The sequence below is a fragment of the Pseudomonas onubensis genome (assembly GCF_965653655.1).
In the GTDB taxonomy this organism is placed as follows: Bacteria; Pseudomonadota; Gammaproteobacteria; order Pseudomonadales; family Pseudomonadaceae; genus Aquipseudomonas.
Window position 1 is genome coordinate 70,674 of record NZ_CBFHAZ010000013.1, and the last position, 23,602, is coordinate 94,275.

Here is a 23,602-nt window from a genome sequence, read left to right on the forward strand (position 1 = left end):
ACTTTTTACGGCAAATTCTGGAGGCGGCCCTGAGCGGGGGGGGCAGACGCGGATGCCAGGCGCCGTGAACTGGATATCTCGCCTTCCGGGTGGGAGAGATCGGTTCCCCAGTCATTGATATGTATTTCTGGAACACCTCTGGATCGTTTCCCAAGAACTCGAAATATGGCGCTGGGTGTTCAGAAAAAAATTAAGGGCCAGCGCTTTTTGTATCTCGGACAAAGAGCAACCAATGGTATGGCGGGCATTGGCCAAAGTCAGCGTACGCTGATGGCCGCTCTGTTTTTAAATTCTGATCCGAGCGGGAATAGAAAGCACCTGTTCGAGAGTGTTTTCAATAGTATTGGGTTTAGAGCGGAATTAGGCATTTATTTAAGGTTGGGGAAAACCTTATTGTCGCATTATAAAACCTGGTTGAATGCTAGGGTGCATGTTCGGTACATGGCGAAAGATGTGATTGAGGACTATGCCAAAAAGATCGTGTCGGACTATCTTGAGAGTGTGCCTATCGAAGAGCATGCGCCACGGATAAGGGCAGTATTAACGCGTATTGCCCATTTTGACTTTCAGATTAATGGTATCTTCCAGTTGTTAAGGTGGTTTGACAGCGAGAGTGAGCGCCCAGCGTTACGGTTTGAGGACGGCGTCATTGGCTGTGTAACGAACCCTTGGCACGACTGGGGATTGGATGAGTTAGAAACTTTTATACGTGTGGGCTTGATCGAAGTTGATAAGGTTACATTCCTCAAACGTAATGTTAATTCCGACTCGTCATCCCCCAGCAATACGGTCACTGGTGACGACATTCAGTTGTCCGGTGAAGATTTGAGTTCCGGACAGTGGGGATGGATTGCCGGGTTTGCAGGACTGTGTGCCCACATCGATAAAAACAGCCTTGTGCTGGTGGACGAGCCAGAGAACAGCCTGCATCCGTTATGGCAGCAGAAGTATGTTCCGATTTTGAATAGTATTCTGCGAGAGTTCCCGGGTTCACAGGCTATCGTGGTGACACATTCACCTATGATTGCGTCGGGTGTCGATCCGCAATGGGGTGGGGTTGAAGCCCTGATTGATCATGGCGTCAATGAGAAAGGCCAGCAGGTGGTAAGGTCGGAGCCGGCCGGCAGTACATTCGGGTGGAGAGCTTCGGATGTGTACGAGGAGGCCTTTGGGTTGACGTCTTCACGTGCGCCTTCGTTTACGCGCATGGCCGACATTGCCCTTGCGTTGATTCGGAGCAGGAAAATTATCGGAAGTGATGAGTATTACATCTTTAAACGAGAACTTACTTTGGATTTAAATTCGTTACCGCTTGCAGACCCGCTCAGAAATGTTCTGGCAAGTATCATAAAAGATCTCGAGTTGCGTTTTACGGCTCGGGAGAGTAATTGATGTTCGAAACAATTTTGCCGGTCGACTTGGACGTGACACTGCTCACGGCGGTGCGAAAGCATCAGGGGAAGGCGTGGTCGTCAAATACCGATATTGTGAGTTTTCGCACGCATTTGCTGGAATTGCAGAACTTCCGTTGTGCTTATTGTCAGGGCTTGATTGATCTTGATGAAGTCGGTCATCGAGAGCTTGATCATATATTCCCCAAGTCTGCCACCGAAAACTGCTCTGAGGTCAAAGGGCAAAGCAACGAATTTGAGGATCGGCAACACACGTTTGGGTATCCACAGTTTACCTATGAGCCTTTGAATATTATTGTGGCGTGCAAGATTTGTAACTCGTACAAAAAAAGCTTTGATCCGTTACTCAATCGAACTGTCCCGTTGGCGGGCGATGACTATCCCGCAGCCAATTCTATATTGTGGTTTTATCCTTATGTTCATCACTACTCGCAGCATATCGAGCGCAGTGAGAATTGGACCTACACTCAGCTGAGTGCGCAGGGAGAAGTAGTCATCAAGGTCTGTAAGCTCGATCAGGCAAGTGTGCTTGCATCGCGTTTTTCGGCGCGGGCCCTTATAAGGGCGAAGCAGTCTGATAACCTTAGAAGCGCGGCTGCGGCGATGGGTGCTTATGTCAAAGATGGACTGATCAGCCGCGATCATGCGATTGATGCGCTGGTGCGGGCGCTGGACGTCAGCTCAGAAGTCGCGGACGAGATCGTGCAGTTGTGGCTGGATTATTTTGCCGGCGGCAGTGTTGATTTTATTGCAAAGTTTGAAGAGCTGCTGTTGTCGGTGGTGGGTGAAGAATCACTCGACATCGATCGAGCGCAGGCGTCGATCGAGAACAGTTTAGAGGCCTTGCAAGCCGCATCGCCGTCCTCGATGCGGCTTAATTAAAGGACCGTCAGGTGTCAGGTCTGCAACTGCTGGGATTGCTCAGCCTGGAAAGCTTGTTGGTCGTTCCAGGCTTTTTCCACGGCAGCCCGCAGTTCCTCAAGGCCCTGATTGTTCAGAATCAACACGTCTTGCGGAGCCTGCACGATGCCGTGCTCAGAAGAGTGAGCTTTAACTTTTGGTAGGTCAGGGCGTTTGATATGCCAAATTTTCCCATTGTGGCTACGCAGAAAGGCAGCTTCATTCTCAAAGCGGATGTCTTTGATGATGATGGTCCTGGTGTCCGCCGGCACCTGGCTGCGATGCTTCAAGGCAACCACCGGGCGCTGGCTTCGCAGCTGTTCAAAGTTGGGGAATGCCGCATGCGCATGGTGTTTGAGTAAGTTGATCGCACTGCGCGGTGTGAGACCCCATTGGGGGGCCAGCGTGTCCAACTGCACAGGGTCGCTCACCTGTGCTGCTGAGAAGTCAAAAAATGCCTGGGCTGCCAGTGCGAAAGGCGCGTCTTCGCCAGCAAGCGCTGCACTGTCTACAACGTCGCCTGTGCGATCGACCGACCGATTAATCTCCTGCTCGGCTCTCATTAACCAGTGCTCTGGGTTATGATGCCGCATCCATTCAGTACCGACTGCCTGGAAGAATTCGCGCGGGGATTTGCCCCACAGCTCAATCGACGTCTCTTTGAGATCGTCGTTCCAGGTTTCAGCATCGGTAAGCCCGAACAGAGCTTGGCATCCCATCTTGAGCGGGTCAGCCAAGGCGAACGCTGTGACGTGAGGATGGGACAGCAACATGGATGCCACGGTGTCTTTTCCGGATCTGGCGAGTGCTGCCAGGCCTATGATTGTTCTCACTACGGTCTCTCGGTTTCTGCTCTAACCCTTTAGTTTATGGGCCATTGCTATGGTTTACGTTTTCCTCAAAGGAACATACCACACGTTGTTTAGGTTTTTAGCGAAGGGAAAACACGATTTGACCTATGCCTGTCAGTACGGTGGACACGACCTGTTCCTGGAGCGCGCCCGTGGCTGAAGCCTACCCGTGGCAAGACAGCCTCTGGCAGCAATTGGCCGGGCGCGCCCAGCATGCCCATGCCTATTTGCTGCACGGCCCTATCGGTATCGGCAAGCGCGCGTTGGCCGAGCGCCTGATGGCCAGCCTGCTGTGCAAGCAACCGGTCAATATGGAAGCCTGCGGTGAGTGCAAATCCTGCCTGCTGCTCAAGGCCGGCAGCCACCCCGACAACTACCTGCTCGAACCTGAAGAGGCCGACAAGGCGATCAAGGTCGACCAGGTGCGTGACCTTGTCAGCTTCGTAGTGCAGACCGCGCAGATGGGCGGGCGCAAGGTGGTGCTGATCGAGCCGGTGGAGGCGATGAACATCAACGCCGCCAACGCCTTGCTCAAGAGCCTGGAAGAGCCGTCGGGCGACACCGTGCTGTTGCTGGTGAGCCACCAGTCCAGCCGCTTGTTGCCAACCATCCGCAGCCGTTGCGTGCAGCAGGCCTGCCCATTGCCGAGCGAGGCCATGAGCCTGCAATGGCTGGCGCAGGCGCTGCCGGAATGTGCTGCCGACGAACGGGTCGAGTTGCTGACCCTGGCTGCCGGTTCACCCTTGGCGGCGGTCAAGCTGCAGGCCCAAGGCGTGCGTGAGCAACGGGCGCTGGTGGTCGATGGCGTCAAGAAGCTGCTCAAGCAGGAACAGTCCGCTACGCAACTGGCCGAAGGTGCCTGGAAGGATATTCCGTTGCTGCTGCTGTTCGACTGGTTCTGTGACTGGTCGAGCCTGATCCTGCGCTACCAGTTGACCCAGGACGAAAACGGCCTGGGCCTGCCGGACATGCGCAAAGTGGTGCAGTACCTGGCGCAAAAAAGTGCCCAGGACAAGGTGCTGAACATCCAGGACTGGATCCTGGCCCAACGCCAGAAGGTCCTCGGCAAAGCCAACCTCAACCGCGTGCTGTTGCTCGAAGCACTGCTGGTGCAATGGGTTGGCTTGCTCGGCCGGCGTTAATTTTCGTGGCCGACGGGTGTATCGTCGGCCAGACACTTCCCATGAATTAAGTCGTACTTTCCTATGCTCGTAGATTCCCACTGCCACCTTGATCGCCTCGACCTCGCCCAGCACGGCGGCTCCCTCGACGCTGCCCTGGAAGCGGCGCGCCAGCGCGGGGTAGGGCACTTCCTGTGCATTGGCGTGAGCGCCGACAACGCCGCCGACGTCAAGGCCTTGGCTGATCGCTATGCCGATGTCGACTGCTCGGTCGGTATCCACCCGCTGGACCTCAAGCCCGGTGAAGCGCCAGCACTGGACTGGTTGTTGGCTGAACTCAACCACCCACGCGTGGTGGCGATTGGCGAAACCGGCCTGGATTACCACTACGAACCTGAAGCCGCCGAGTTGCAGCAAGCCTCCTTCCGCCTGCACCTGCAAGCCGCCCAGCAGACCGGCAAACCGGTGATCGTCCACACCCGAGGTGCCCGCGCTGACACCCTGACGCTATTGCGTGAAGCGGCCTTGCCCCAGGCCGGCGTGCTGCATTGCTTCACCGAAGACTGGGACATGGCCAAGGCCGCGCTGGACCTGGGCTTTTACATTTCTCTGTCAGGTATCGTCACCTTCCGCAACGCCGACGCCTTGCGCGACGTGGCGCGTCAGGTGCCGGCTGACCGCCTGCTGGTGGAAACCGATTCGCCTTACCTGGCGCCGATTCCCCATCGCGGCAAGCCGAACCTGCCGGAATACGTGCGCGACGTGGCCGATTACCTGGCGATGCTGCGCGGTGAATCCGTTGAGCGCTTTGCCGAGCAGACCACCGAGAACTTCAAGCGTCTGTTCCCGCTGGCCCACGTAGCCGGCTGAGACGGCCAAATCGCAGGCAAAAAAAACCCGGGTTCTGGGGGGTGAATCCGGGTTAAGACCATTAGGAGTAAAACAAGGGCACACAGTCCGTCGGTACCCAGGTCGACGCGTCACTTGGGGGAGATGCCACGTCGACAGTTCAAGTATTGATCAGTATCCGATTCAGTCCAGTCGCAATTGGTCGTTTTTTAAACAGATTTGGAATACGCGCGCTTCGCTTGAGTTCTCATTGAGTGGATGCACGGCTGCAGTTGTTGCGTATTATTTCTGACTGATAACCCCTCAATCGTTGGTGTGCTGAAACTAAAACGCACGCTGGGTTCACATAGGCGTTGCCCAACGACCGTTCAGTCGGGATAATCCCTCGCATCGGGTAAATCGTATCGCCACGTATCCGTGGCCCTGCGTAACCCTCCCTAATTCCGACCTCTGCAGACCTCTTCCTCATGCACAAAGAACCCCGTAAGGTCCGTGAGTTTCGCCGCCGTGAGCAGGAAATTCTCGACACCGCGCTCAAGTTATTCCTCGAACAAGGTGAAGACAGCGTCACCGTCGAGATGATTGCGGATGCCGTGGGTATCGGCAAAGGCACGATCTACAAACACTTCAAATCCAAGGCCGAGATCTACCTGCGGCTGATGCTCGACTACGAGCGCGACTTGAACGAGCTGCTGCATTCGGCCGATGTGGACAAGGACAAGGAGGCGCTGTCACGCGCCTATTTCGAGTTCCGCATGCGTGACCCGCAGCGCTACCGCCTGTTCGACCGCCTGGAAGAAAAGGTGGTCAAGGGCCATCAAGTGCCGGAAATGGTCGAGGAACTGCACAAGATCCGCGCCTCGAACTTCGAGCGTCTCACCCTGCTGATCAAGGGTCGCATCAGCGAAGGCAAGCTGGAAGACGTGCCACCGTATTTCCACTACTGCGCCGCTTGGGCGTTGGTCCATGGCGCCGTTGCGCTGTACCACTCGCCGTTCTGGAGCAATGTGCTGGAAGATCAGGAAGGTTTCTTCCAGTTCCTGATGGACATCGGCGTGCGCATGGGCAATAAGCGCAAGCACAGCACTGAGCTGCCGAGCGCAGAGCCCAAGAGCAGCGACGCTCCCGCTGTTTAAGCTATTCCCGACAGTTATGGCGCAATGATTTGCTGCCGCTTGCAGTACCCCAGGAATATACTCAGGCAAGGATGCTTGCTAAAAGCTGATTTTTCAGTCAGCTTTTAGCGCGCCAGAACCATCCTCTGCCGGAGTGATCCATGATCGTTGATCGTCAAGGCAGGCGATTTCGCAATTTGCGGATCAGCCTGACCTCAGCCTGCAATTACGCGTGTACCTATTGCGTGCCAAACGGCAAGCGGCTGGTGGCTGCCCAGGACGAACTCTCGGCCGAGGCCATGGCGCGTGGCGTGGCTTATCTGATCGAAGCGGCCGGCATCGAGCGCTTGCGCATTACCGGCGGTGAACCGTTGGTTAGCCCCAAGCTGGAAGCCTTCATGAGCGCCGTGGGCGGCATGGGCCTCAGTGATATCAGCCTGACCACTAATGGCCAACTGCTGGCGCGCAAGTTGCCGCTGCTGGTGGACGCGGGTATTCGGCGCATCAACGTGTCCCTTGATACCCTGGATGCCGACGCTTTCCGCAGCATCGCCCGTGGCGGCGACCTGGCCACCGTGCTCGATGGCATGGACCAGGCCCGCGCCGCCGGCATCAAGATCAAAGTCAATATGGTGCCGTTGCGTGGGCAGAACCTCGACCAGGTGATGCCACTGCTCGACTACTGCCTGGAGCGTGGCTATGAGCTGCGCTTTATCGAATTGATGCGCATGGGCCACCTGGCCAAGGATTCCAATGCGTTCCTGCAGCAGTTTGTCAGCTTGCAGCAACTGCTCAGCCTGATCGGCGAACATCACGAATACCTGCAAGCCAACGCGCCGATTGATGCCACGGCAGTGCGCTATGAGGTGCCGGGCAAAGGCTTCTTTGGCGTAATCGCCAACGAAAGCGTGCCGTTCTGCCGCACTTGCTCGCGCCTGCGCTTGTCGTCTACCGGTTGGTTGCATGGCTGCTTGTCGTCGAGCAACCGCCACTATGTGGGCGACCTGCTGGACCAACCGCGCCATCAGGCACTGCCGGCCCTGCAGGGGCTTTTGATGAAGGCCCTGGGCGACAAGCAGGAAGTGGCTTTCTCTGGCGGCGCAACGATCATGAAGATCATCGGCGGCTAAACCCGCTCCCAATCGAATGGGGGGCAGGCTTTTTGTGGGAGCTGGCTTGCCTGCGATTGCATCACCTCGGTGTACTTGATGTACGTGGGTGTCTGCATCGCAGGCAAGCCAGCTCCCACATTTGGTTATGCATCGTTCTTGAATGGCGCGGATTCTGCATTAAGTGCCCATTCGCCGGTTTTCCGTCACCGGCTTCTGGAGGATTAGGATGCGTAGTCTGGTTTTGTTGCTGGCGTCAGTGGCGCTGAGTGGCTGCATGACCGTCAGCGATATGGCCGAAGGCACCCGCTATCAGATGAGCGATGCCGGGCTGCTGGACCACAGTGACACCCGCCGTACCGCCTCGGTGCGCATACAGCCGGACTCCTTTGTGTTTATCGCCCAGGGCGCCTTTGTGCCGCCGGGCAGCGCCTATCCGCGACCTAACGTGGTGGCCGAAGAAGCCTTCAACGGCTTCGTCGAATACTTCCCGATGGTGCGCCGCGCTCGCAAGCCGGAAGGCCTCGAACAGGCCATGGCCGAAGCCCGTGCGACGGGCGCTCACTACCTGCTGTATTGCCGCTTTGCGGCAGCCGATGACCGTATCGGCAATGCCGATGAGTGGACCGATCAGCAAGCGTTGGACCGAGTTGGCCTGGACAGCGGCGTGATCCAGATCATGTTGATCGAGACCAGCACCCAGTATTTGATTGATACTGCACGCATTCGCAGTCGTGGCGGTTTACTGACGTTCCACGACAACAAGCCAGAAGACTTGATCGCCCGCCCGCTGGCCCAATACGCCCGCGGCCTGTTGGGAATGGGTGATCAATAAAATCCAGAGGAGAACCCTATGACCGATTCCGCCAAGGCCAATGATCTATTGGCCCAACTGCCCAAGGGCAAGGGCAAGGGCAAGGGGCCGGCGCCGGTACACCTGTGGAACCCGGATTTGTGCGGCAACATCGACATGCGCATCGCCCGTGACGGCACCTGGTTTTACCAGGGCACGCCGATCGGGCGTAAGCCGATGGTCAAGCTGTTCTCCAATATCATCCGCCGCGATGGCGATGAGTATTTCCTAGTCACTCCCGTGGAAAAAGTCGGTATCCGCGTCGATGATGCGCCCTTTGTCGCGGTAACGCTGGAAGTCGAAGGGCAGGGCGAAAGCCAGGTGCTGCGCTTCACCACCAACGTCGACGAGGACATTGATGCGGGCCTTGAACACCCTTTGCGGGTGGTGATCGACCCGATCACCCAGGAACCTGCGCCTTACCTGCGAGTGCGCACCAACCTTGAAGCCCTGGTGCATCGCAACGTGTTTTACCAATTGGTCGAGTTGGCGGTCAGCCGTCCGATCAACGGTCAGAACTGGCTTGGCGTATGGAGCGGCGGGGAGTTTTTCCGCATTGGCCTGGAGCCCTGAGGCCGATTTTTTCATCATCCTGAAATAATTTTGCTTGCTGAGAGCGGGCGCTTTCGGTTATCAATTTGTACATGATTAGACATGTCCGATTTGATAAGAAAAAACGCGTCGTCGACGAGCTTATCCGCCGTATCGAGGCTGGAGTGATGGCCGACGGTTTCCTGTTGCCGGGCGAACATCAACTGGCCGAAGAGTTTGCGGTCAGCCGTGGCACCTTGCGCGAAGCCCTGGCTGAGCTCAAACGGCGTAACTACATCGCCACGCAAAGCGGCGTCGGCTCCATCGTCACCTTTGACGGCATGGTGCTCGACCAACGCAGCGGTTGGGCACAGGCGCTGGCCGATACCGGCGCACTAGTCATCACAGACATCCTGCGCCTGGAAGCCGTGACACGACCGGACCTGCTCAGCCGTTTTGGCAGCGACCAATTTATCGCCCTCGACCGTCGTCGGCGCACCCCCGATGGCACCGCTGTGTCCCTCGAACGTTCGCTGATGCCCGCAACCGGTGGCCTGGAAAGCCTGCCCCGCGTCGGTCTGATCGACAACTCCCTCACCGTCACCCTGGCCGCCTACGGCTACGTGGGTGCCGAGGGCGATCAATGGATAGGTGCCGAGCCTCTCAGCGATGAAGACGCCGAGTTGCTCGGCCGCCCAGCCGGTACGGTATTTCTCAAAGCCTCGCGCACCACCTACGACCGCCGCAAGCGTCTCATGGAGCATGTCGAAAGCTTGCTCGACCCTTTGCACTTTCGCCTGCACCTGCAGTTTGGAGCTTCGAAATGACCGCGCAAAATCGTGCCCTCGGTGCCTTCTACGGCCTGGCCCTGGGCGATGCATTGGGCATGCCCACCCAGTCGTTGAGCCGTGAGCAGGTGCAGCAGCGCTTCGGGGCCATCACCGCTCTGGAAGATGCTGGCGCCGACCAACCCATCGCGCCGAACATGCCGGCCGGCTCCATCACCGATGACACCGAGCAGGCGATCATGGTCGGTGAGTTGCTGGTGCAGGGGCAGGGCAAGATCGAACCCACGGTACTCGCCCAGCGCCTGATCGACTGGGAAGCGGCGATGCGCGCCAAAGGCTCCCAGGACTTGCTGGGGCCATCGACCAAACGCGCTATCGATATGATCCTCGCCGGCCACACCCCGGAAGAGTCCGGGCGTTACGGCACCACCAATGGCGCCGCAATGCGCATCACGCCAGTGGGGATTGCCGCCGACGTCAGCGACCCGGCGCAATTTATCCAGGCAGTGATCCAGGCCTGCCAGGTCACCCATAACACCAACCTGGGCATCTCCAGCGCGGCGGCGGTGGCGGCGGTGGTCTCGGCGGGTATCAACGGTGTGGATTTGGGTGAAGCGCTGAACATCGGCACCCAGCTCGCCCAGCAGGCCGAAGGCCATGGCCACTGGATTGCCGGCGGGCGGATTTCCACGCGCATCAGTTGGGCGCGCACCTTGAGCGTCGGCAGCGGCGACAAAGCCCTGTTTGCCGACCTGCTTTACGAACTGATCGGCACCTCCGTCGCCTCTCAGGAATCGGTAGTGGTGTCGTTTGCCCTCGCCCAGCAAGTGGCGGTGGGTGACATGAATGCCTTCGAGGCGCTGTGCCTGGCGGCCAGCCTTGGCGGCGACACCGACACCATCGCCGCCATGCTGGGTGCGATGTTGGGCGCGTGCCTGGGGATGCAGTGCTGGCCTGAGGCGATGATTGAGCAGGTCAAGCAGGTCAATGGCCTGGATTTGCAGGCGTTGGTTCTAGGCCTGCTCGAAATTCGATAAGCGCTGAAAATCAAAAAAATTGTGGGAGCGGGCTTGCTCGCGAAAGCGGTGGATCAGTCAACTGATGTGCCACCTGACACACCGCTTTCGCGAGCAAGCCCGCTCCCACATTTGATTGTGCCGAGTCATGGAGACCGAGCGAGTAAGTAGTTTTATTTGCACACCTGCCACAACCACAACAATACAGGCACCAGGAGCACCCCTCATGAGCAGCACTTCTTCCGGCCAAAGTGCCGGGCAATTGGAAACACGCGGCATCGAACCGGTCCCCGAAGGCGAGTGCAACGGCCACCCGCTGCAACTGTTCTGGGTGTGGTTCGCGGCTAACATCAGCATCCTTGGCTTGCCACTTGGCGCGACCCTGGTGGCGTTCCGTGGCCTGGCGATCTGGCAGGCGATCATTGTGGCGATCCTCGGCGCCGCCGGCTCCTTTGCCGTGGTGGGCATCATCTCGATTGCCGGCCGTCGCGGCCGCGCGCCGAGCCTGACGCTGTCGCGCGCCATCTTCGGTGTGCGCGGCAATATCGGCCCCACGCTGGTCTCGCTGATGTCGCGTCTGGGCTGGGAAACCGTCAACACCACCACCGCCGCCTTTGTGCTGCTGTCATTGTGTTCGATCCTGTTCGGCTCGCCGGTCGAAGCCAAAAGCGCGCCGGTACTCACGCTGATCTTTATCGCCATCTTCGTGCTGCTGACCTTGTCCGTATCCGGCCTCGGCCACGCCACCTTGCTGGTGATCCAGAAGTGGGCCACCTACGTGTTCGGCGCGCTGAACATTCTGGTGGGCGGCTTCCTCTGCGCGACCATCGACTGGAGCGCGGTGTTCAACGCCACCCCGGCGCCGCTGAGCGCCATGATCATCGGCGTCGGCACCATGGCGGCCGGCACCGGTATCGGCTGGGCCAACGCCGGTGCCGACATGTCCCGTTACCAGCACCGCAGTGTCAAGGCCGTGCGCCTGGTCGCGTCCGCCGCGTTTGGTGCGGGCATTCCGCTGGTGCTGTTGATCACCCTCGGCGGCCTGCTATCGGTGGGCAACAACGACCTGGCGTCGGCCACCGACCCGATCATCGCGATCCGCGACATGCTGCCGACCTGGATGGCGGTGCCGTACTTGATCACCGCGTTCGGCGGGCTGTTGCTCTCCAATAACCTCTCGGTGTACTCGGCCGGTCTCACCACCTTGACCTTGGGCCTCAAAGTCAAACGCGTGCATGCGGTGATCGTCGATATCGTGGCGATCTTCGCCGGTTCGATTTACTTCATGCTGATTGCCGACAGTTTCTACGGCCCGTTCATCACCTTCATCTCACTGCTGGCTGTGCCGATCACCGCCTGGGTCGGAATCTTCGTGGTCGACCTGATTCACCGTCACTACTACAGCCCCAAAGACCTGCTGGATGTAAGCCCAAGCAGTGCCTACTGGTATCGCGGCGGCGTGGAATGGCGTGCATTCGGCGCCTGGGCCGTGGCGATCGTGCTGGGTTTGAGCTTCACCACCATCGGCACCACCGCCGAAAACATCTGGTTCGCCGGGCCTTTGTCCGACTCCTGGCTGGGCCACAACGGCCTGGGCTGGATCGTCACCTTCGTGGTGGCCGGTGGGATTTATGCGGTACTGGGCGGCGCAGCTGACCGTCGCCCGGCTTTGGTAGAGCGCGCTAATGTCTAGATTGCTGCACACCGGCCAGGTCATCGTCGACCTGGTCATGGCCCTCGACACACTGCCAGCAACCGGCGGCGACGTGCTGGCGCAATCCGCCAGCTTCGAAGCCGGCGGCGGCTTCAACGTGATGGCCGCCGCCCGGCGCAATGGTTTGCCGGTGGTTTACCTCGGCTGCCATGGCAGCGGGCGCTTCGGCGACCTGGCGCGCACCGCCATGCAGGCCGAAGGCGTAGAGATGGCCCAGGCGGCCAGTGCGGGCAAGGACACCGGTTTGTGCGTGTCGCTGACCGAAGCCAGCACCGAGCGTACCTTCATTTCGCATATCGGTGCTGAGGGTGACTTGAGTGCCGAGGACCTCGCAGGCGTGGTGCCGCGCGCAGACGATTATGTCTACGTCAGCGGCTACAGCCTGTTGCTCGACGGCAAGGCCCAGGCGCTGCTCGATTGGTTGCTGGCGCTGCCGCGTGAGATCACCGTGGTGTTCGATCCTGGGCCATTGGTCAAGGCGCCGGATTCGGCATTGATGGTTGCCTTGCTGCCACGCATCGACATCTGGACCAGCAACGGCCCCGAAGCCCTGGCGTTTACCGGGGCCGGAACGCTGGCCGAAGCGCTGCGCGACCTCAATCGTCACCTGCCGGCTGAGGCATTACTGGTGGTGCGCGACGGGCCGAATGGCTGCTGGGTCAGCCGCCAGGGCAAGGCCGAGCATGTTCCGGGTTTCAAGGTGCAGGCGGTCGACAGCAACGGCGCGGGTGATGCCCATGCCGGTGTGTTTCTGGCCGGGTTGGCCGAGGGTTTAACGCCCGCAGTGGCTGCGCGTCGGGCCAATGCGGCGGCAGCGTTGGCAGTCACGCGCTGGGGGCCGGCGACGTCGCCTGGCAGTGCCGAAGTCGACGCATTAGTCGCTGAATAAACGCCTATCAAAATGTGGGAGCGGGCTTGCTCGCGAAAGCGGTGGATCAGTCACCTAACATGTCGACTGACACTACGCATTCGCGAGCAAGCCCGCTCCCACACAAGCCCGCTCCCACACAAGCCCGCTCCCACACAAGCCCGCTCCCACTTGATCTTCGTCTAACTTAAACCGTACCTTCGCCTTCCAGCTTACGCGCCTCGTCAACACCCGAGGCAGTCAGCTTGATCGGCAGGTTCAACGAATATTCACCGGCGTAGTCGGTGGTCACATGCCCATCCTTGATAAACCCGCGGTCCTGCAAAAACGCCAGCACACTGGCGACCTCTTTTTCGCCGCGGTAGTTATCCAGCACCTCCTTGCCCAAGCCGTTGGGGTGGGCGTGCAGCAGGCGGGTGAGGACTTCTTTTTCAAGGTTTCTATCGACGTTCATGCGTACCTCTTCACTGGGAAATGATCGGGCGTCGGTGTGGCTATCGATGCATCAAGGCGCAGGTTGTTTCGGCGCGCCCGGGATGTTGTTGTCATCGCCTTTGTTGATTTTGGGTTCTTCATTGACGCCTGGACCCATTTTGCCGTTACCGACTGCTGCCGGTGCCTGGCGTTGGGTGTCGGCGCCTTTGGTGCGAGGGTCTGCGCCGTTATCGATAATTGCGCCACCGTTGGTTTCCATCCCTGTGCCCATCGAATCCTGAGACTCCTTGGTAGCAGGGTTGGTGGTGCCGGTAGACGAGGTGGCGGCAACGGCGCTCAACGAAGCGGCGGACAGCAGGCCGGTGAGGGCGAGGGCAGCAAATTTGGAATTCTTCATGAGAGGTGTCTCCATATGATTAATGTCCTTACCCCTTATTGGTCCGCCCCAGTTTGCGGTTCGTGCCTTGATGGCGACGAACGGTCTTAACGCACCTGTAAGATTTTGTGTGCCGACCGCTGGCGCCAGATCAACCGCGCCACCGTGATCAACCAGTTGAACAAGGCCACGCCCAGCACACTCGCCAGCAGCGTCGGCATGCCGTAATCGACAATAATTTTGCCTGCCAGCAGCGGGAAGCCGAACACCCCGACAAAGTACGCCAGGCTGAACAGCAGCAAGGCTTGTGACGTGGTACCGGGCGGTGCTTCATTGGCCACCAGCCCATTGATCACCGAGTACGTCAGGCCGTAACCCACGCCCAGCGTGGCGGCGGCCAACAGGTAACTGAGGTTGCCGCTCACGCCAAACACAAACAGTGCGATCGAGCCCAGCATGATCCCGGACAGCACGCAGGCGGCCCAGTACGCATCACGTTTAACCACGTGGCCTGCGATCAACAGTCGGCTGGTGATGGCGGCACTCAGGAAACCCGCGAAAAACAACGAGTAGTCCAGCCCATGCGCAGCGGCATAGCTGGTCTGAAACGATGACAGCCCACCAAACACACAGCCGCCCAGGCCGACCATCAGGATCGCAAACGCGGCTTTGGATGACAGCACGCGGCGGCTCGATGCCCAGGAAATCTTCGAGGTGGGCGCATTCGCGTGACGGTTGAGCTGTGCGCCCATTCGCCAGAACATCAGCACGCCGACCAGGCTGGCCAGGCCGGCGATATAGAAGGCGGCTGTCAAAGGCAGGCCCAGCGCACCGGCGGCGCGCCCGAGCAACGGGCCGGTGCCGATCCCGCTCAACATGCTGCCCGACAGCAGCGCAAAATATTTGGCCCGCTGCGCCGGTTCCACCAGTAGCGTCACGATGATCGGCCCCAAGGTGTAGAACACGCCCCAACCCAACCCCAGCGACAGACCGAACAGCATCAACCCCAGGCCAAACCCCGGTGTCAGGGCAAACCCCAGGCACGCCACCACCAGCAATACGCCCATGCCCGCAATTGCGCGCGCTGCACCCACGGCATCGGCCAAGTGGCCGCAGAACACTACTGCCACGAACGTACTGAGCATCGCCATGGAAATCACGCTGCCGGCGTCGTGTTCATTGCCGCCGCGCGCGTGGATCAGCAACGACAATAAAAACGTCGAGCCGTAAGACAACGACAACAAGAAGCTGGCGAGGCAGAACAGGGCGAATAGCCTGGTGTTTACGGCGGGTGTGGAAGGCATGGGGCAACCTGGCATTTATTAGCGTGAGTTATTAGCGTTATGACGACTGTTTACCATGCCCGCGTGCAGGGTTTGTTCTGTGGTTGGTGGTGCTTGCTTTACGCCTGGCCGGAGTAAACAAATTGCACTGCAATCAGTCATCAAAGCGCCTTAGTATGTGGCCTTTGAAATTGCCCAAGGCCTGCCCATGACCATCGAGATTCGCCCTGCCGTGCCCAGCGATGCTGCGCAGATCCTGACCTTCATCACCGAGCTTGCCGAGTACGAAAAGGCCCGCCATGAAGTGATCGCCAGTGTGGTGGATATCGAGCGCAGCCTGTTCAGCGAGGGCGCCACCGCCCATGGCCTGATCTGTTCACGGGATGGCCTGCCGATTGGCTTTGCGGTGTTCTTTTTCAGTTACTCCACCTGGCTGGGCAGCAACTGCCTGTACCTCGAAGACCTTTACATCAACCCCGAGCAACGCGGCGGTGGGGCGGGTAAGAAGCTCTTGCGCCACCTGGCCAGGATCGCCTGCGATAACGGTTGCGGGCGTTTCGAGTGGAGTGTGCTGGACTGGAACGAACCGGCGATTGCCTTCTACAAATCCATCGGCGCGCAGCCGCAGGAAGAGTGGGTGCGCTATCGCATGGAAGGTAATGCACTGCGCGACTTTGCCCAAGGCTGAAACCCTCTTTCAAAAGCACTGAAGATCCACAATTTTTTTGTGTCTTGTCTCATAATGTGGGATGCAAATTTATATATTGAGATATTTCAAAAGATGGGTTTATAGTCGGCGGCATCAGCACTCACTACCAAAAATAAAACAGGTGAAGCGATGCAGCCCCAACCGTTGTCATTACCCGCCGTGCCCGAGCCGACCTATGGCGAGCGGCTGAAAAACAAAGTGGTGATCATCACCGGTGCCGCCCAAGGCATTGGCGAGGCGATCGTCGCCTGCTTCCAGGCCCAGCAGGCACGCCTGGTGATCGCGGATATCCAGGGTGAAAAGGTCGAGCAAGTCGCCGCCCACTGGCGCGAACGCGGCGCTGAAATTTTCGCGCAGGCCGTCGATATCACCTCCAAAGAGCAATGGCAGGCGCTGGTCAATGTGGCCATCGAGCGCTTTGGCCGTGTGGATGTGTTGATCAACTGCGCGGGCGTCAACGTGTTCCGTGATCCGCTGCAGATGACCGACGAAGACTGGCGCCGCTGCTTCGCCATCGACCTCGACGGCGCCTGGTTCGGCTGCCGTACGGTGCTGCCGCACATGATTGAGCAGGGCATCGGCAACATCATCAACATCGCCTCCACCCATTCCAGCCACATTATTCCCGGCTGCTTTCCCTATCCCGTTGCCAAGCATGGCCTGCTCGGTCTCACCCGCGCGCTGGGCATCGAATACGCGCCCAAAGGCATCCGCGTAAATGCCATCGCGCCGGGCTACATCGAAACCCAGCTCAACGTCGATTACTGGAACGGCTTCCCTGACCCGCACGCCGAGCGCCAGCGCGCCTTCGATTTGCACCCGCCCAAGCGCATCGGCCAACCGGTCGAGGTGGCGATGACGGCGCTGTTCCTGGCCACCGACGAGGCGCCCTTTATCAACGCAACCTGCCTGATGATCGATGGCGGGCGTTCCGTGATGTACCACGACTAACAACAATCAAGAGAGGTGGTTCATGTTCAAGAAGACCTTAGGCGCCGTGGCACTGGCGATGGCCTTCAGCGGCTTTGCAGCGGCCGAAGAAGTGAAGATCGGCTTTCTGGTCAAGCAGGCCGAAGAACCCTGGTTCCAGACCGAATGGGCCTTCGCCGAAAAGGCCGGCAAGGACCAGGGCTTCACCGTGATCAAGATCGCCGTGCCCGACGGCGAGAAAACCCTCTCGGCCATCGACACCCTCGCGGCCAACGGCGCCAAGGGGTTTGTGATCTGCCCGCCGGACGTGTCCCTCGGCCCGGCGATCATGGCCAAGGCCAAGCTCAACGGCTTGAAAGTGCTGGCGGTGGATGACCGTTTCGTGGATGCCAAAGGCAAGCCCATGGAAGATGTACCTTATGTAGGCCTGGATGCCTACAAGATCGGCCAGAAGCAAGGCGAGGCCATGGCTGCCGAAGCCAAGCAGCGCAACTGGGACTGGAAGGACACCTACGCCGTCATCAACACCTTTGACGAGCTGGAAACCGGTAAAAAGCGCACCGACGGTTCGGTCGAAGGCCTTAAGGCTGCCGGCTTGCCTGCTGACCACATCCTGTTCAGCGCGCAGAAAACCCTCGACGTGCCAGGCAGCATGGATTCCACCAACTCGGCGCTGGTAAAGCTGCCGGGCACCGCGAAAAACCTGATCATCGGCGGCATGAACGACAGCACCGTGCTGGGCGGCGTGCGCGCCACCGAAAGCGCCGGTTTCAAGGCGGCCAACGTGATCGGCGTGGGCATCAATGGCACTGATGCGATTGAAGAGTTGAAGAAAACCGACACCGGCTTCTACGGCTCAATGCTGCTTAGCCCCGATGCATCCGGCTACAAAACCGCCACGGCGATGTTCGAGTGGGTCACTAAAGGCACCGAGCCTGCCAAGTTCACCGCCCTGGATAACGTAACCCTGATCACACGCGCCAACTTCAAGGAAGAGTTGAGCAAAATCGGTCTGTGGAAATGACCGGCGCGGCCTTGCGTTTCAACGGCATCGGCAAGGAATTTCCCGGGGTCAAGGCCTTGGCGCAGATCAGCTTTGAAGCGCAGCCGCACTCGGTGCATGCGCTGATGGGCGAGAACGGCGCGGGCAAGTCCACGCTGCTCAAGATCCTTGGCGGTGCCTACACGCCGAGCAGCGGCACGGTGCAGATCGGCGAGCAGGTCATGGCGTTTAAAAACGCCGCCGACAGCATCGCCAACGGCGTGGCGGTGATTCACCAGGAGCTGCACCTGGTGCCGGAAATGACCGTGGCCGAGAACCTGTTTCTCGGGCATTTGCCGTCGCGTTTCGGCGTGGTCAATGGCAGCCAGCTGCGCAAGCAGGCGCTGGCGTGTCTTAAAGGCCTGGCCGATGAAATCGACCCGCAAGAGAAGCTTGGGCGCTTGTCCCTTGGCCAGCGTCAACTGGTGGAAATCGCCAAGGCGTTGTCCCGTGGCGCCCATGTGATTGCCTTTGACGAGCCCACCAGCAGCCTCTCGGCGCGGGAAATCGACCGTTTGATGGCGATCATCACGCGGCTGCGCGATGAGGGCAAAGTGGTGCTGTATGTGTCGCACCGTATGGAAGAGGTGTTCCGCATTTGCGATGCGGTGACGGTGTTCAAGGACGGCCGTTATGTGCGCACGTTTGACGACATGGCCACACTGACTCACGACCAGTTGGTGACCTGCATGGTCGGGCGCGATATCCAGGACATCTACGATTACCGCCCGCGCGAACGCGGCGAAGTGGCGCTCAAGGTCAACGGTTTGCTTGGGCCTGGCCTGCGCGAAGCGGTCAGCCTGCAGGTACACAAGGGCGAGATTCTCGGCCTTTTCGGGCTGGTGGGCGCTGGGCGTACCGAGCTGTTTCGTTTGCTCAGTGGGCTGGAGCGCGCAACGGCCGGGCAGTTGGAATTGTTTGGGCAAGCCCTGCCATTACATTCACCACGCGATGCCATCGCCGCCGGTGTGTTGCTGTGCCCGGAGGACCGCAAAAAGGAAGGCATCATTCCGCTGTCCAGCGTGGCCGAGAACATCAATATCAGCGCACGCGGCGCGCACTCTACCTTTGGCTGGCTGTTGCGCGAAGGCTGGGAGAAGGGCAATGCCGACAAGCAAATCAAGGCGATGAAGGTCAAGACGCCGAACGCCGAACAGAAAATCATGTACCTGTCCGGTGGCAATCAGCAGAAGGCCATTCTCGGCCGCTGGCTGTCGATGCCGATGAAAGTGCTGCTGCTGGATGAGCCCACACGCGGTATCGATATTGGCGCCAAATCCGAGATTTACCAGATCATCCATAACCTCGCGGCCAGCGGCATTGCCGTGATTGTGGTGTCCAGCGACCTGATGGAAGTGATGGGCATCTCTGATCGCATCCTGGTGATGAGTGAAGGCGCGCTGACTGGCGAGTTGACCCGCGACCAGGCGGATGAAGCAAAGCTGTTGCAACTGGCTCTCCCGCGTTCGCGGGCTTGAAGAATTCGAGGGTGTAGGTATGTCACAGGTAAAAACTGCAAAGGGCTTTTGGCCGGGTTTCAACCAACGCAAATTTCTTGATGATTGGGTGATGCTGCTCGCGGCATTGAGCATCTTTGTGCTCAGCGCGCTGTTTATCGACAACTTCCTCTCGCCGCTGAATATGCGCGGGCTGGGCCTGGCGATTTCGACGGTGGGCATCGCTGCGTGCACCATGCTGTTCTGCCTGGCGTCGGGGCATTTCGACTTGTCCGTCGGCTCGGTGATCGCCTGCGCCGGTGTGGTCGCGGGGATTGTGATTCGTGACACCGACAGCGTGGTGCTCGGCGTGTCGGCTGCGTTGGCCATGGGCCTGGTAGTGGGGTTGATCAACGGCATCGTCATCGCCAAGCTGCGCATCAACGCGTTGATCGCCACCTTGGCGACCATGCAGATCGTGCGCGGGCTGGCCTATATCTTCTCCAACGGTAAAGCCGTCGGCGTAATGGACGAGCGCTTCTTTGTGTTCGGCAACGGCCAACTGATGGGTGTGCCGGTGCCGATTATCATCACTGTGTTGTGCTTTGTGTTCTTCGGCTGGCTGCTCAACTACACCACCTATGGGCGCAACACCATGGCCATCGGCGGCAACCAGGAAGCGGCGTTGCTGGCTGGGGTGAATGTCGACCGCACCAAGATCATCATCTTTGCCGTGCACGGCTTGATCGGCGCACTGGCCGGGGTGATCCTCGCCTCGCGCATGACCTCGGGCCAGCCAATGATCGGCCAGGGCTTTGAGCTGACGGTGATCTCGGCGTGTGTGTTGGGCGGTGTGTCGTTGAGCGGCGGTATCGGCATGATTCGCCATGTGATTGCCGGGGTGTTGATTCTGGCGATTATCGAGAACGCGATGAACCTGAAGAACATCGATACGTTTTACCAGTATGTGATTCGGGGTTCGATCCTGCTCTTGGCGGTGATCATCGACCGCATGAAGCAACGTTAATACTCGGTCTCAGCAACACTGAAAATCCAATGTGGGGGCGGCGGTGCGACGATTCGACTTGCTCGCGAATGCAGTGTGTCAGGCAGCACACCTGTTTCTGATACACCGTATTCGCGAGCAAGCCCGCTCCCACATTTGGATCTCCACAGTATTGAGGTTCAGCATTTGCCATAATGGCGCCGTTTTCGTACTTCCCAATAGGCCCGATATGCAGGAAAACGCCCACATCCCCGTCAAAGACGCCGCTCCCACCGGCACCCAGACCCTGCTGCGTGGCCTGGGCGTGGTGCAAGCGGTGGCGGCGGGTGCGCGCGACTTGAAAGAGATCGCCAGGCGCATCGGCACCACCCGCAGCACCACCCACCGGCTGGCCAGCTGCCTGGTGGAGGAGCGTTACTTGCGTGTGGTGCCGCAAGTCGGTTACCTGTTGGGGCCCAAGCTGATCGAACTGGGTTTTCAGGCCCGCGACGAGCTGCCATTGGTGACCCTGGCGGTGCCGTACCTGGATGAGCTGTCGGCGCTCACCGGCGACACCATCCACTTGGCGATTCGTGAATACGACGACGTGCTCTACCTGCACAAGAACCCCGGCCGCTACGGCCCGGAAATGCGCTCGCGGGTCGGCCATCGCATGCCGCTGGCGCGCACCGGTGTGGGCAAGGCAATGTTGCTGGATGACTCTGTGCAGGAGTGGCAGCGCTTGTATGAAGCCAGCCTGCCCGCCGGGGGCAAGAGCCAGCAATGGCCGTCGCACCCGGAGCAATCCTGGGCGCAGTTCGAGCAGCGCATGCGTGAATACGTGGAGGGCGGGTATGCGTTCGACCTGGAAGACAACGAACCGTCGATCCGTTGTGTGGCGGCACCGGTGCGCGATGCCAGCCGGCGCATCGTCGCCGGCATCAGCATCGCCAGTACCGTGCCCTACATGCCGCTGGAAAAGATGGCCGAGCTGATCCCTGTGATCAAACAGGTCGCAGCGCGGCTGTCAGCGGAGTTGGGCGCTAAGGCCTGATCAGGCCTTCAAGGTCGCCATGTCGATGACAAAGCGGTACTTCACATCGCCGGCGATCATGCGAGTGTAAGCCTCGTTGATCTGGCGGATATCGAGCATCTCGATGTCGCAGGTGATGTTGTGTTCGGCGCAGAAATCCAGCACTTCCTGGGTTTCGGCAATGCCACCGATCAAGGAGCCGGCCAGCACTTTACGGCCCAGCACCAGCTTGGCGGCGTTCACCGGCGGGTCGACCGGCTCGATCAAGCCGACCAGGATGTGTACGCCGTCAAAGCGCAGCACGTCGAGGTAGGGGTTCAGGTCGTGCTGCACCGGAATGGTGTCCAGCAGGAAGTCAAAGCTGCCGGCGGCGGCTTTCATCTGCTCGGCATCGGTGGACACGATCACGTGGTCAGCGCCCTGGCGACGGCCTTCTTCAGCCTTGCTCGCGGAGCGGGTGAACAGCGTAACTTCTGCACCCATGGCCTTGGCGAACTTGATGCCCATGTGGCCCAGGCCGCCCATGCCCAGCACGCCGACTTTGTCGCCAGCCTTGACGCCGTAGTGCTTGAGTGGCGAGTAGGTGGTGATGCCTGCGCACAGAATCGGCGCGGCGCTGGCCAGGTCGAGCTTGGCCGGGATCTTCACCACAAAGTGTTCGCTGACCACGATGCTGTCGGAATAGCCGCCCATGGTGTTGCTGCCATCTACCCGGTCCGGGGTGGCGTAGGTCATGGTCGGGCCTTCGAGGCAGTATTGCTCAAGATCCGCATGGCAAGCGTCGCAATGGCGGCACGAATCGACCATGCAACCCACGCCCACCAGATCGCCGACTTTGTGCGCAGTCACGCTGGCGCCGACGGCGGTGACTTTGCCGACGATCTCGTGGCCCGGCATCAGCGGATACACAGCGATGCCCCATTCGTTACGCGCCTGGTGGATGTCGGAGTGGCACACGCCGCAGTAGAGAATCTCGATGGCCACATCGTCGGCGCGCGGGCTGCGGCGTTCGAAAGACATGGGGGCGAGGGGAGTGGTGGCCGACTGGGCGGCATAACCGATGGCGGTGTACATGGTGAAAACCTCGCAAAAGGATTGACTAGGGAGGCGGCGCATTTTCCGCGCAGGGCCTGGATGCGGCCATGGTGATTGCTCCGAACCTCATGCCTATTCGTCCGGGAGTGCCCGGTGTTTGGATCCATGTGGCGCCAGACCTGCGATGATGGTCCCATCCCTTTTTTACGAAGTTTTTTGCCATGTTGTTGACCCGCCATCTTGATGCCAACGCCACGCTGGTTGCCTTGATTGAGGACCTCACGCCCTGCGACGGTTTCTCCCCGACGCACCTGCCCGGCGTAAAGGTGTTGCGCGCCAGTTGCGACGTGGCGCGCGGCCCGCAGATCTACGAGCCGAGCCTGATGTTCGTGGCCCAAGGCAGCAAAGTCGCCTATTTGGGCCCGCGCACACTGGAGTATGGCGCCGGGCACTACCTGATCCAGGCGATGCCTGTGCCGTTCGAATGCGAGACTTTTGCCATGGCGCCCGACGCGCCGCTGTACGGGGTTACCGTGGGGATTGACCGCGTGGTACTCGGCGAACTGGTCATGGCCATGGGCATGCAGGCCGGGCCGCCGCCCACGGCGCAGACGTTGGAATCCATGAGCTCGGTGATGCTCGATGATGCAATGCGCGGCAGCGTCGAACGGCTTTTGCAGTGCCTGCACGATCCGCTGGAAAGCCGGATCATGGGCCCGGCGCGGGTTAGAGAAGTCTTGTTTACCGCGTTACGCGGGCCACAGGCGGACGTGCTGCGGGCGTTGGTGGAGCAACAGGGGCAATTCTCACGTATTGCCACCTCGTTGCATCACCTGCATGCCCATTACGCCGAGCCGCTGAACATCGAGACATTGGCCGGTTATGCGCATATGAGTGCGTCGACCTTTCATGAGCATTTCAAGCGTTGCACGCTATTGTCGCCGGTGCAGTATTTGAAGCGCTTGCGGTTGTTGAAGGCGCAGCAGTTGCTGCTGGTGGAAGGCTTGGGCGTGGCGCAGGCGGCGCACAACGTGGGGTACCAGAGTACGTCGCAGTTCAGTCGGGAATATAAGCGCTACTTTTTGCGTAACCCGGGTGAAGAGCGGGCGGCATAGTGACTACAGGCAACGCACAATCTAATGTGGGAGCGGGCTTGCTCGCGAATGCGGTGTATCAGTCACAGATGTTTTGGCTGAACCACCGCATTCGCG

24 protein-coding genes are annotated in these 23,602 nt (G+C 59.5%); 19 read left to right on the forward strand and 5 right to left on the reverse strand.

Going from position 1 to position 23,602, the window contains the following annotated elements:
* The first annotated feature begins 165 nt into the window (after positions 1 to 165).
* Both ACTD9P_RS07290 and ACTD9P_RS07295 read left to right on the forward strand, forming a co-directional pair.
* Positions 166 to 1,392 (forward strand): AAA family ATPase, encoded by a 1,227-nt coding sequence (locus tag ACTD9P_RS07290; RefSeq protein WP_438867180.1) that lies wholly within the window; start codon positions 166 to 168, stop codon positions 1,390 to 1,392.
* Positions 1,392 to 2,294, forward strand: coding sequence for an HNH endonuclease (locus tag ACTD9P_RS07295; RefSeq protein WP_438867181.1), 903 nt, complete (start codon positions 1,392 to 1,394; stop codon positions 2,292 to 2,294). Before ACTD9P_RS07290 ends, ACTD9P_RS07295 begins: the two co-directional genes overlap by 1 nt.
* 14 nt (positions 2,295 to 2,308) lie before the next feature.
* Here ACTD9P_RS07295 and ACTD9P_RS07300 read toward each other — a convergent pair whose 3' ends face one another.
* Complete coding sequence (locus ACTD9P_RS07300) at positions 2,309 to 3,085, reverse strand: deoxynucleotide monophosphate kinase family protein (protein ID WP_438867182.1); 777 nt, start codon at positions 3,083 to 3,085, stop codon at positions 2,309 to 2,311.
* A 230-nt stretch (positions 3,086 to 3,315) separates the two neighbouring features.
* Here ACTD9P_RS07300 and ACTD9P_RS07305 point away from each other — a divergent pair, with 230 nt between their 5' ends.
* The 10 genes from ACTD9P_RS07305 (at position 3,316) to ACTD9P_RS07350 (ending at position 13,148) form a co-directional block, all read left to right on the forward strand.
* Entirely contained in the window at positions 3,316 to 4,305 is a 990-nt protein-coding gene (locus ACTD9P_RS07305; protein ID WP_438867183.1) for a DNA polymerase III subunit delta', read from the forward strand.
* A gap of 63 nt (positions 4,306 to 4,368) precedes the next feature.
* The gene (locus tag ACTD9P_RS07310) at positions 4,369 to 5,154 is read left to right on the forward strand and encodes a TatD family hydrolase (protein ID WP_138814241.1); all 786 of its coding nucleotides are present in this window, start codon (positions 4,369 to 4,371) and stop codon (positions 5,152 to 5,154) included.
* A gap of 446 nt (positions 5,155 to 5,600) precedes the next feature.
* The gene (locus ACTD9P_RS07315) at positions 5,601 to 6,269 is read left to right on the forward strand and encodes a TetR/AcrR family transcriptional regulator (RefSeq protein WP_200433814.1); all 669 of its coding nucleotides are present in this window, start codon (positions 5,601 to 5,603) and stop codon (positions 6,267 to 6,269) included.
* A gap of 140 nt (positions 6,270 to 6,409) precedes the next feature.
* Positions 6,410 to 7,378, forward strand: a complete 969-nt coding sequence (locus ACTD9P_RS07320; RefSeq protein WP_438867184.1) for a GTP 3',8-cyclase MoaA — start codon at positions 6,410 to 6,412, stop codon at positions 7,376 to 7,378.
* Positions 7,379 to 7,586: 208 nt separating this feature from the next.
* Positions 7,587 to 8,192, forward strand: coding sequence for a DUF4823 domain-containing protein (locus tag ACTD9P_RS07325; RefSeq protein ID WP_438867185.1), 606 nt, complete (start codon positions 7,587 to 7,589; stop codon positions 8,190 to 8,192).
* Positions 8,193 to 8,210: 18 nt separating this feature from the next.
* On the forward strand, positions 8,211 to 8,783 hold the full coding sequence (locus ACTD9P_RS07330) for a DUF1285 domain-containing protein (protein WP_438867186.1): 573 nt from the start codon (positions 8,211 to 8,213) through the stop codon (positions 8,781 to 8,783).
* A 71-nt stretch (positions 8,784 to 8,854) separates the two neighbouring features.
* Complete coding sequence (locus ACTD9P_RS07335) at positions 8,855 to 9,568, forward strand: GntR family transcriptional regulator (protein ID WP_438867187.1); 714 nt, start codon at positions 8,855 to 8,857, stop codon at positions 9,566 to 9,568.
* On the forward strand, positions 9,565 to 10,566 hold the full coding sequence (locus ACTD9P_RS07340) for an ADP-ribosylglycohydrolase family protein (RefSeq protein WP_438867188.1): 1,002 nt from the start codon (positions 9,565 to 9,567) through the stop codon (positions 10,564 to 10,566). The genes ACTD9P_RS07335 and ACTD9P_RS07340 overlap by 4 nt, the downstream gene beginning before the upstream one ends.
* Before the next feature lie 205 nt (positions 10,567 to 10,771).
* Entirely contained in the window at positions 10,772 to 12,238 is a 1,467-nt protein-coding gene (locus ACTD9P_RS07345) for a purine-cytosine permease family protein (RefSeq protein WP_438867189.1), read from the forward strand.
* Positions 12,231 to 13,148 carry a PfkB family carbohydrate kinase gene (locus ACTD9P_RS07350; RefSeq protein ID WP_438867190.1) on the forward strand — a complete coding sequence of 306 codons (918 nt, stop codon included), beginning with the start codon at positions 12,231 to 12,233 and terminating at the stop codon, positions 13,146 to 13,148. The genes ACTD9P_RS07345 and ACTD9P_RS07350 overlap by 8 nt, the downstream gene beginning before the upstream one ends.
* 166 nt (positions 13,149 to 13,314) lie before the next feature.
* Here the strand turns inward: ACTD9P_RS07350 and ACTD9P_RS07355 are convergent, their stop codons facing one another.
* The 3 genes from ACTD9P_RS07355 to ACTD9P_RS07365 form a co-directional block, all read right to left on the reverse strand.
* Positions 13,315 to 13,581, reverse strand: coding sequence for a hypothetical protein (locus ACTD9P_RS07355; protein ID WP_438867191.1), 267 nt, complete (start codon positions 13,579 to 13,581; stop codon positions 13,315 to 13,317).
* A 51-nt stretch (positions 13,582 to 13,632) separates the two neighbouring features.
* Positions 13,633 to 13,959: a hypothetical protein gene (locus tag ACTD9P_RS07360; RefSeq protein WP_438867192.1), complete on the reverse strand. Its 327-nt coding sequence runs from the start codon at positions 13,957 to 13,959 to the stop codon at positions 13,633 to 13,635.
* 86 nt (positions 13,960 to 14,045) lie between these two features.
* Entirely contained in the window at positions 14,046 to 15,242 is a 1,197-nt protein-coding gene (locus ACTD9P_RS07365; protein ID WP_438867193.1) for an MFS transporter, read from the reverse strand.
* Positions 15,243 to 15,429: 187 nt separating this feature from the next.
* On the opposite strand from ACTD9P_RS07365, the gene ACTD9P_RS07370 reads away from it, so the two are divergent.
* From ACTD9P_RS07370 to ACTD9P_RS07395, 6 genes are all read left to right on the forward strand, one after another.
* A complete protein-coding gene (locus tag ACTD9P_RS07370; RefSeq protein ID WP_099486893.1) occupies positions 15,430 to 15,909 on the forward strand; it encodes a GNAT family N-acetyltransferase in 480 nt (159 codons plus the stop codon).
* A 150-nt stretch (positions 15,910 to 16,059) separates the two neighbouring features.
* Complete coding sequence (locus ACTD9P_RS07375; protein ID WP_438867194.1) at positions 16,060 to 16,881, forward strand: SDR family oxidoreductase; 822 nt, start codon at positions 16,060 to 16,062, stop codon at positions 16,879 to 16,881.
* 22 nt (positions 16,882 to 16,903) lie between these two features.
* Complete coding sequence (locus ACTD9P_RS07380; protein WP_438867195.1) at positions 16,904 to 17,884, forward strand: substrate-binding domain-containing protein; 981 nt, start codon at positions 16,904 to 16,906, stop codon at positions 17,882 to 17,884.
* A complete protein-coding gene (gene araG, locus ACTD9P_RS07385; protein WP_438867196.1) occupies positions 17,881 to 19,380 on the forward strand; it encodes an L-arabinose ABC transporter ATP-binding protein AraG in 1,500 nt (499 codons plus the stop codon). The genes ACTD9P_RS07380 and araG overlap by 4 nt, the downstream gene beginning before the upstream one ends.
* A 19-nt stretch (positions 19,381 to 19,399) precedes the next feature.
* A complete protein-coding gene (araH, locus tag ACTD9P_RS07390; protein ID WP_017138344.1) occupies positions 19,400 to 20,365 on the forward strand; it encodes an L-arabinose ABC transporter permease AraH in 966 nt (321 codons plus the stop codon).
* A 208-nt stretch (positions 20,366 to 20,573) separates the two neighbouring features.
* Positions 20,574 to 21,377: an IclR family transcriptional regulator gene (locus tag ACTD9P_RS07395; protein WP_438867197.1), complete on the forward strand. Its 804-nt coding sequence runs from the start codon at positions 20,574 to 20,576 to the stop codon at positions 21,375 to 21,377.
* On the opposite strand, the gene ACTD9P_RS07400 is transcribed toward ACTD9P_RS07395, so the two are convergent.
* A complete protein-coding gene (locus tag ACTD9P_RS07400; protein WP_017138342.1) occupies positions 21,378 to 22,430 on the reverse strand; it encodes an NAD(P)-dependent alcohol dehydrogenase in 1,053 nt (350 codons plus the stop codon). It lies immediately after the preceding gene.
* 182 nt (positions 22,431 to 22,612) lie between these two features.
* Here ACTD9P_RS07400 and ACTD9P_RS07405 point away from each other — a divergent pair, with 182 nt between their 5' ends.
* Complete coding sequence (locus ACTD9P_RS07405) at positions 22,613 to 23,506, forward strand: AraC family transcriptional regulator (RefSeq protein WP_219267084.1); 894 nt, start codon at positions 22,613 to 22,615, stop codon at positions 23,504 to 23,506.
* Positions 23,507 to 23,602: the final 96 nt, after the last annotated feature.

What these genes read in the sequence shown, in the direction of transcription:
- ACTD9P_RS07375 (WP_438867194.1), top strand. Translation starts at nt 16,060, where the DNA reads ATGCAGCCCCAACCGTTGTCATTACCCGCCGTGCCCGAGCCGACCTAT.
- ACTD9P_RS07405 (WP_219267084.1), top strand. Translation starts at nt 22,613, where the DNA reads ATGTTGTTGACCCGCCATCTTGATGCCAACGCCACGCTGGTTGCCTTG.
- ACTD9P_RS07350 (WP_438867190.1), top strand. Translation starts at nt 12,231, where the DNA reads ATGTCTAGATTGCTGCACACCGGCCAGGTCATCGTCGACCTGGTCATG.
- ACTD9P_RS07310 (WP_138814241.1), top strand. Translation starts at nt 4,369, where the DNA reads ATGCTCGTAGATTCCCACTGCCACCTTGATCGCCTCGACCTCGCCCAG.
- araH (WP_017138344.1), top strand. Translation starts at nt 19,400, where the DNA reads ATGTCACAGGTAAAAACTGCAAAGGGCTTTTGGCCGGGTTTCAACCAA.
- ACTD9P_RS07355 (WP_438867191.1), bottom strand. Translation starts at nt 13,581, where the DNA reads ATGAACGTCGATAGAAACCTTGAAAAAGAAGTCCTCACCCGCCTGCTG.
- ACTD9P_RS07300 (WP_438867182.1), bottom strand. Translation starts at nt 3,085, where the DNA reads ATGTTGCTGTCCCATCCTCACGTCACAGCGTTCGCCTTGGCTGACCCG.
- ACTD9P_RS07315 (WP_200433814.1), top strand. Translation starts at nt 5,601, where the DNA reads ATGCACAAAGAACCCCGTAAGGTCCGTGAGTTTCGCCGCCGTGAGCAG.
- ACTD9P_RS07320 (WP_438867184.1), top strand. Translation starts at nt 6,410, where the DNA reads ATGATCGTTGATCGTCAAGGCAGGCGATTTCGCAATTTGCGGATCAGC.
- ACTD9P_RS07330 (WP_438867186.1), top strand. Translation starts at nt 8,211, where the DNA reads ATGACCGATTCCGCCAAGGCCAATGATCTATTGGCCCAACTGCCCAAG.
- ACTD9P_RS07380 (WP_438867195.1), top strand. Translation starts at nt 16,904, where the DNA reads ATGTTCAAGAAGACCTTAGGCGCCGTGGCACTGGCGATGGCCTTCAGC.
- ACTD9P_RS07290 (WP_438867180.1), top strand. Translation starts at nt 166, where the DNA reads ATGGCGCTGGGTGTTCAGAAAAAAATTAAGGGCCAGCGCTTTTTGTAT.
- ACTD9P_RS07325 (WP_438867185.1), top strand. Translation starts at nt 7,587, where the DNA reads ATGCGTAGTCTGGTTTTGTTGCTGGCGTCAGTGGCGCTGAGTGGCTGC.
- ACTD9P_RS07340 (WP_438867188.1), top strand. Translation starts at nt 9,565, where the DNA reads ATGACCGCGCAAAATCGTGCCCTCGGTGCCTTCTACGGCCTGGCCCTG.
- ACTD9P_RS07395 (WP_438867197.1), top strand. Translation starts at nt 20,574, where the DNA reads ATGCAGGAAAACGCCCACATCCCCGTCAAAGACGCCGCTCCCACCGGC.
- ACTD9P_RS07365 (WP_438867193.1), bottom strand. Translation starts at nt 15,242, where the DNA reads ATGCCTTCCACACCCGCCGTAAACACCAGGCTATTCGCCCTGTTCTGC.
- ACTD9P_RS07360 (WP_438867192.1), bottom strand. Translation starts at nt 13,959, where the DNA reads ATGAAGAATTCCAAATTTGCTGCCCTCGCCCTCACCGGCCTGCTGTCC.
- araG (WP_438867196.1), top strand. Translation starts at nt 17,881, where the DNA reads ATGACCGGCGCGGCCTTGCGTTTCAACGGCATCGGCAAGGAATTTCCC.
- ACTD9P_RS07335 (WP_438867187.1), top strand. Translation starts at nt 8,855, where the DNA reads ATGATTAGACATGTCCGATTTGATAAGAAAAAACGCGTCGTCGACGAG.
- ACTD9P_RS07400 (WP_017138342.1), bottom strand. Translation starts at nt 22,430, where the DNA reads ATGTACACCGCCATCGGTTATGCCGCCCAGTCGGCCACCACTCCCCTC.
- ACTD9P_RS07345 (WP_438867189.1), top strand. Translation starts at nt 10,772, where the DNA reads ATGAGCAGCACTTCTTCCGGCCAAAGTGCCGGGCAATTGGAAACACGC.
- ACTD9P_RS07370 (WP_099486893.1), top strand. Translation starts at nt 15,430, where the DNA reads ATGACCATCGAGATTCGCCCTGCCGTGCCCAGCGATGCTGCGCAGATC.
- ACTD9P_RS07295 (WP_438867181.1), top strand. Translation starts at nt 1,392, where the DNA reads ATGTTCGAAACAATTTTGCCGGTCGACTTGGACGTGACACTGCTCACG.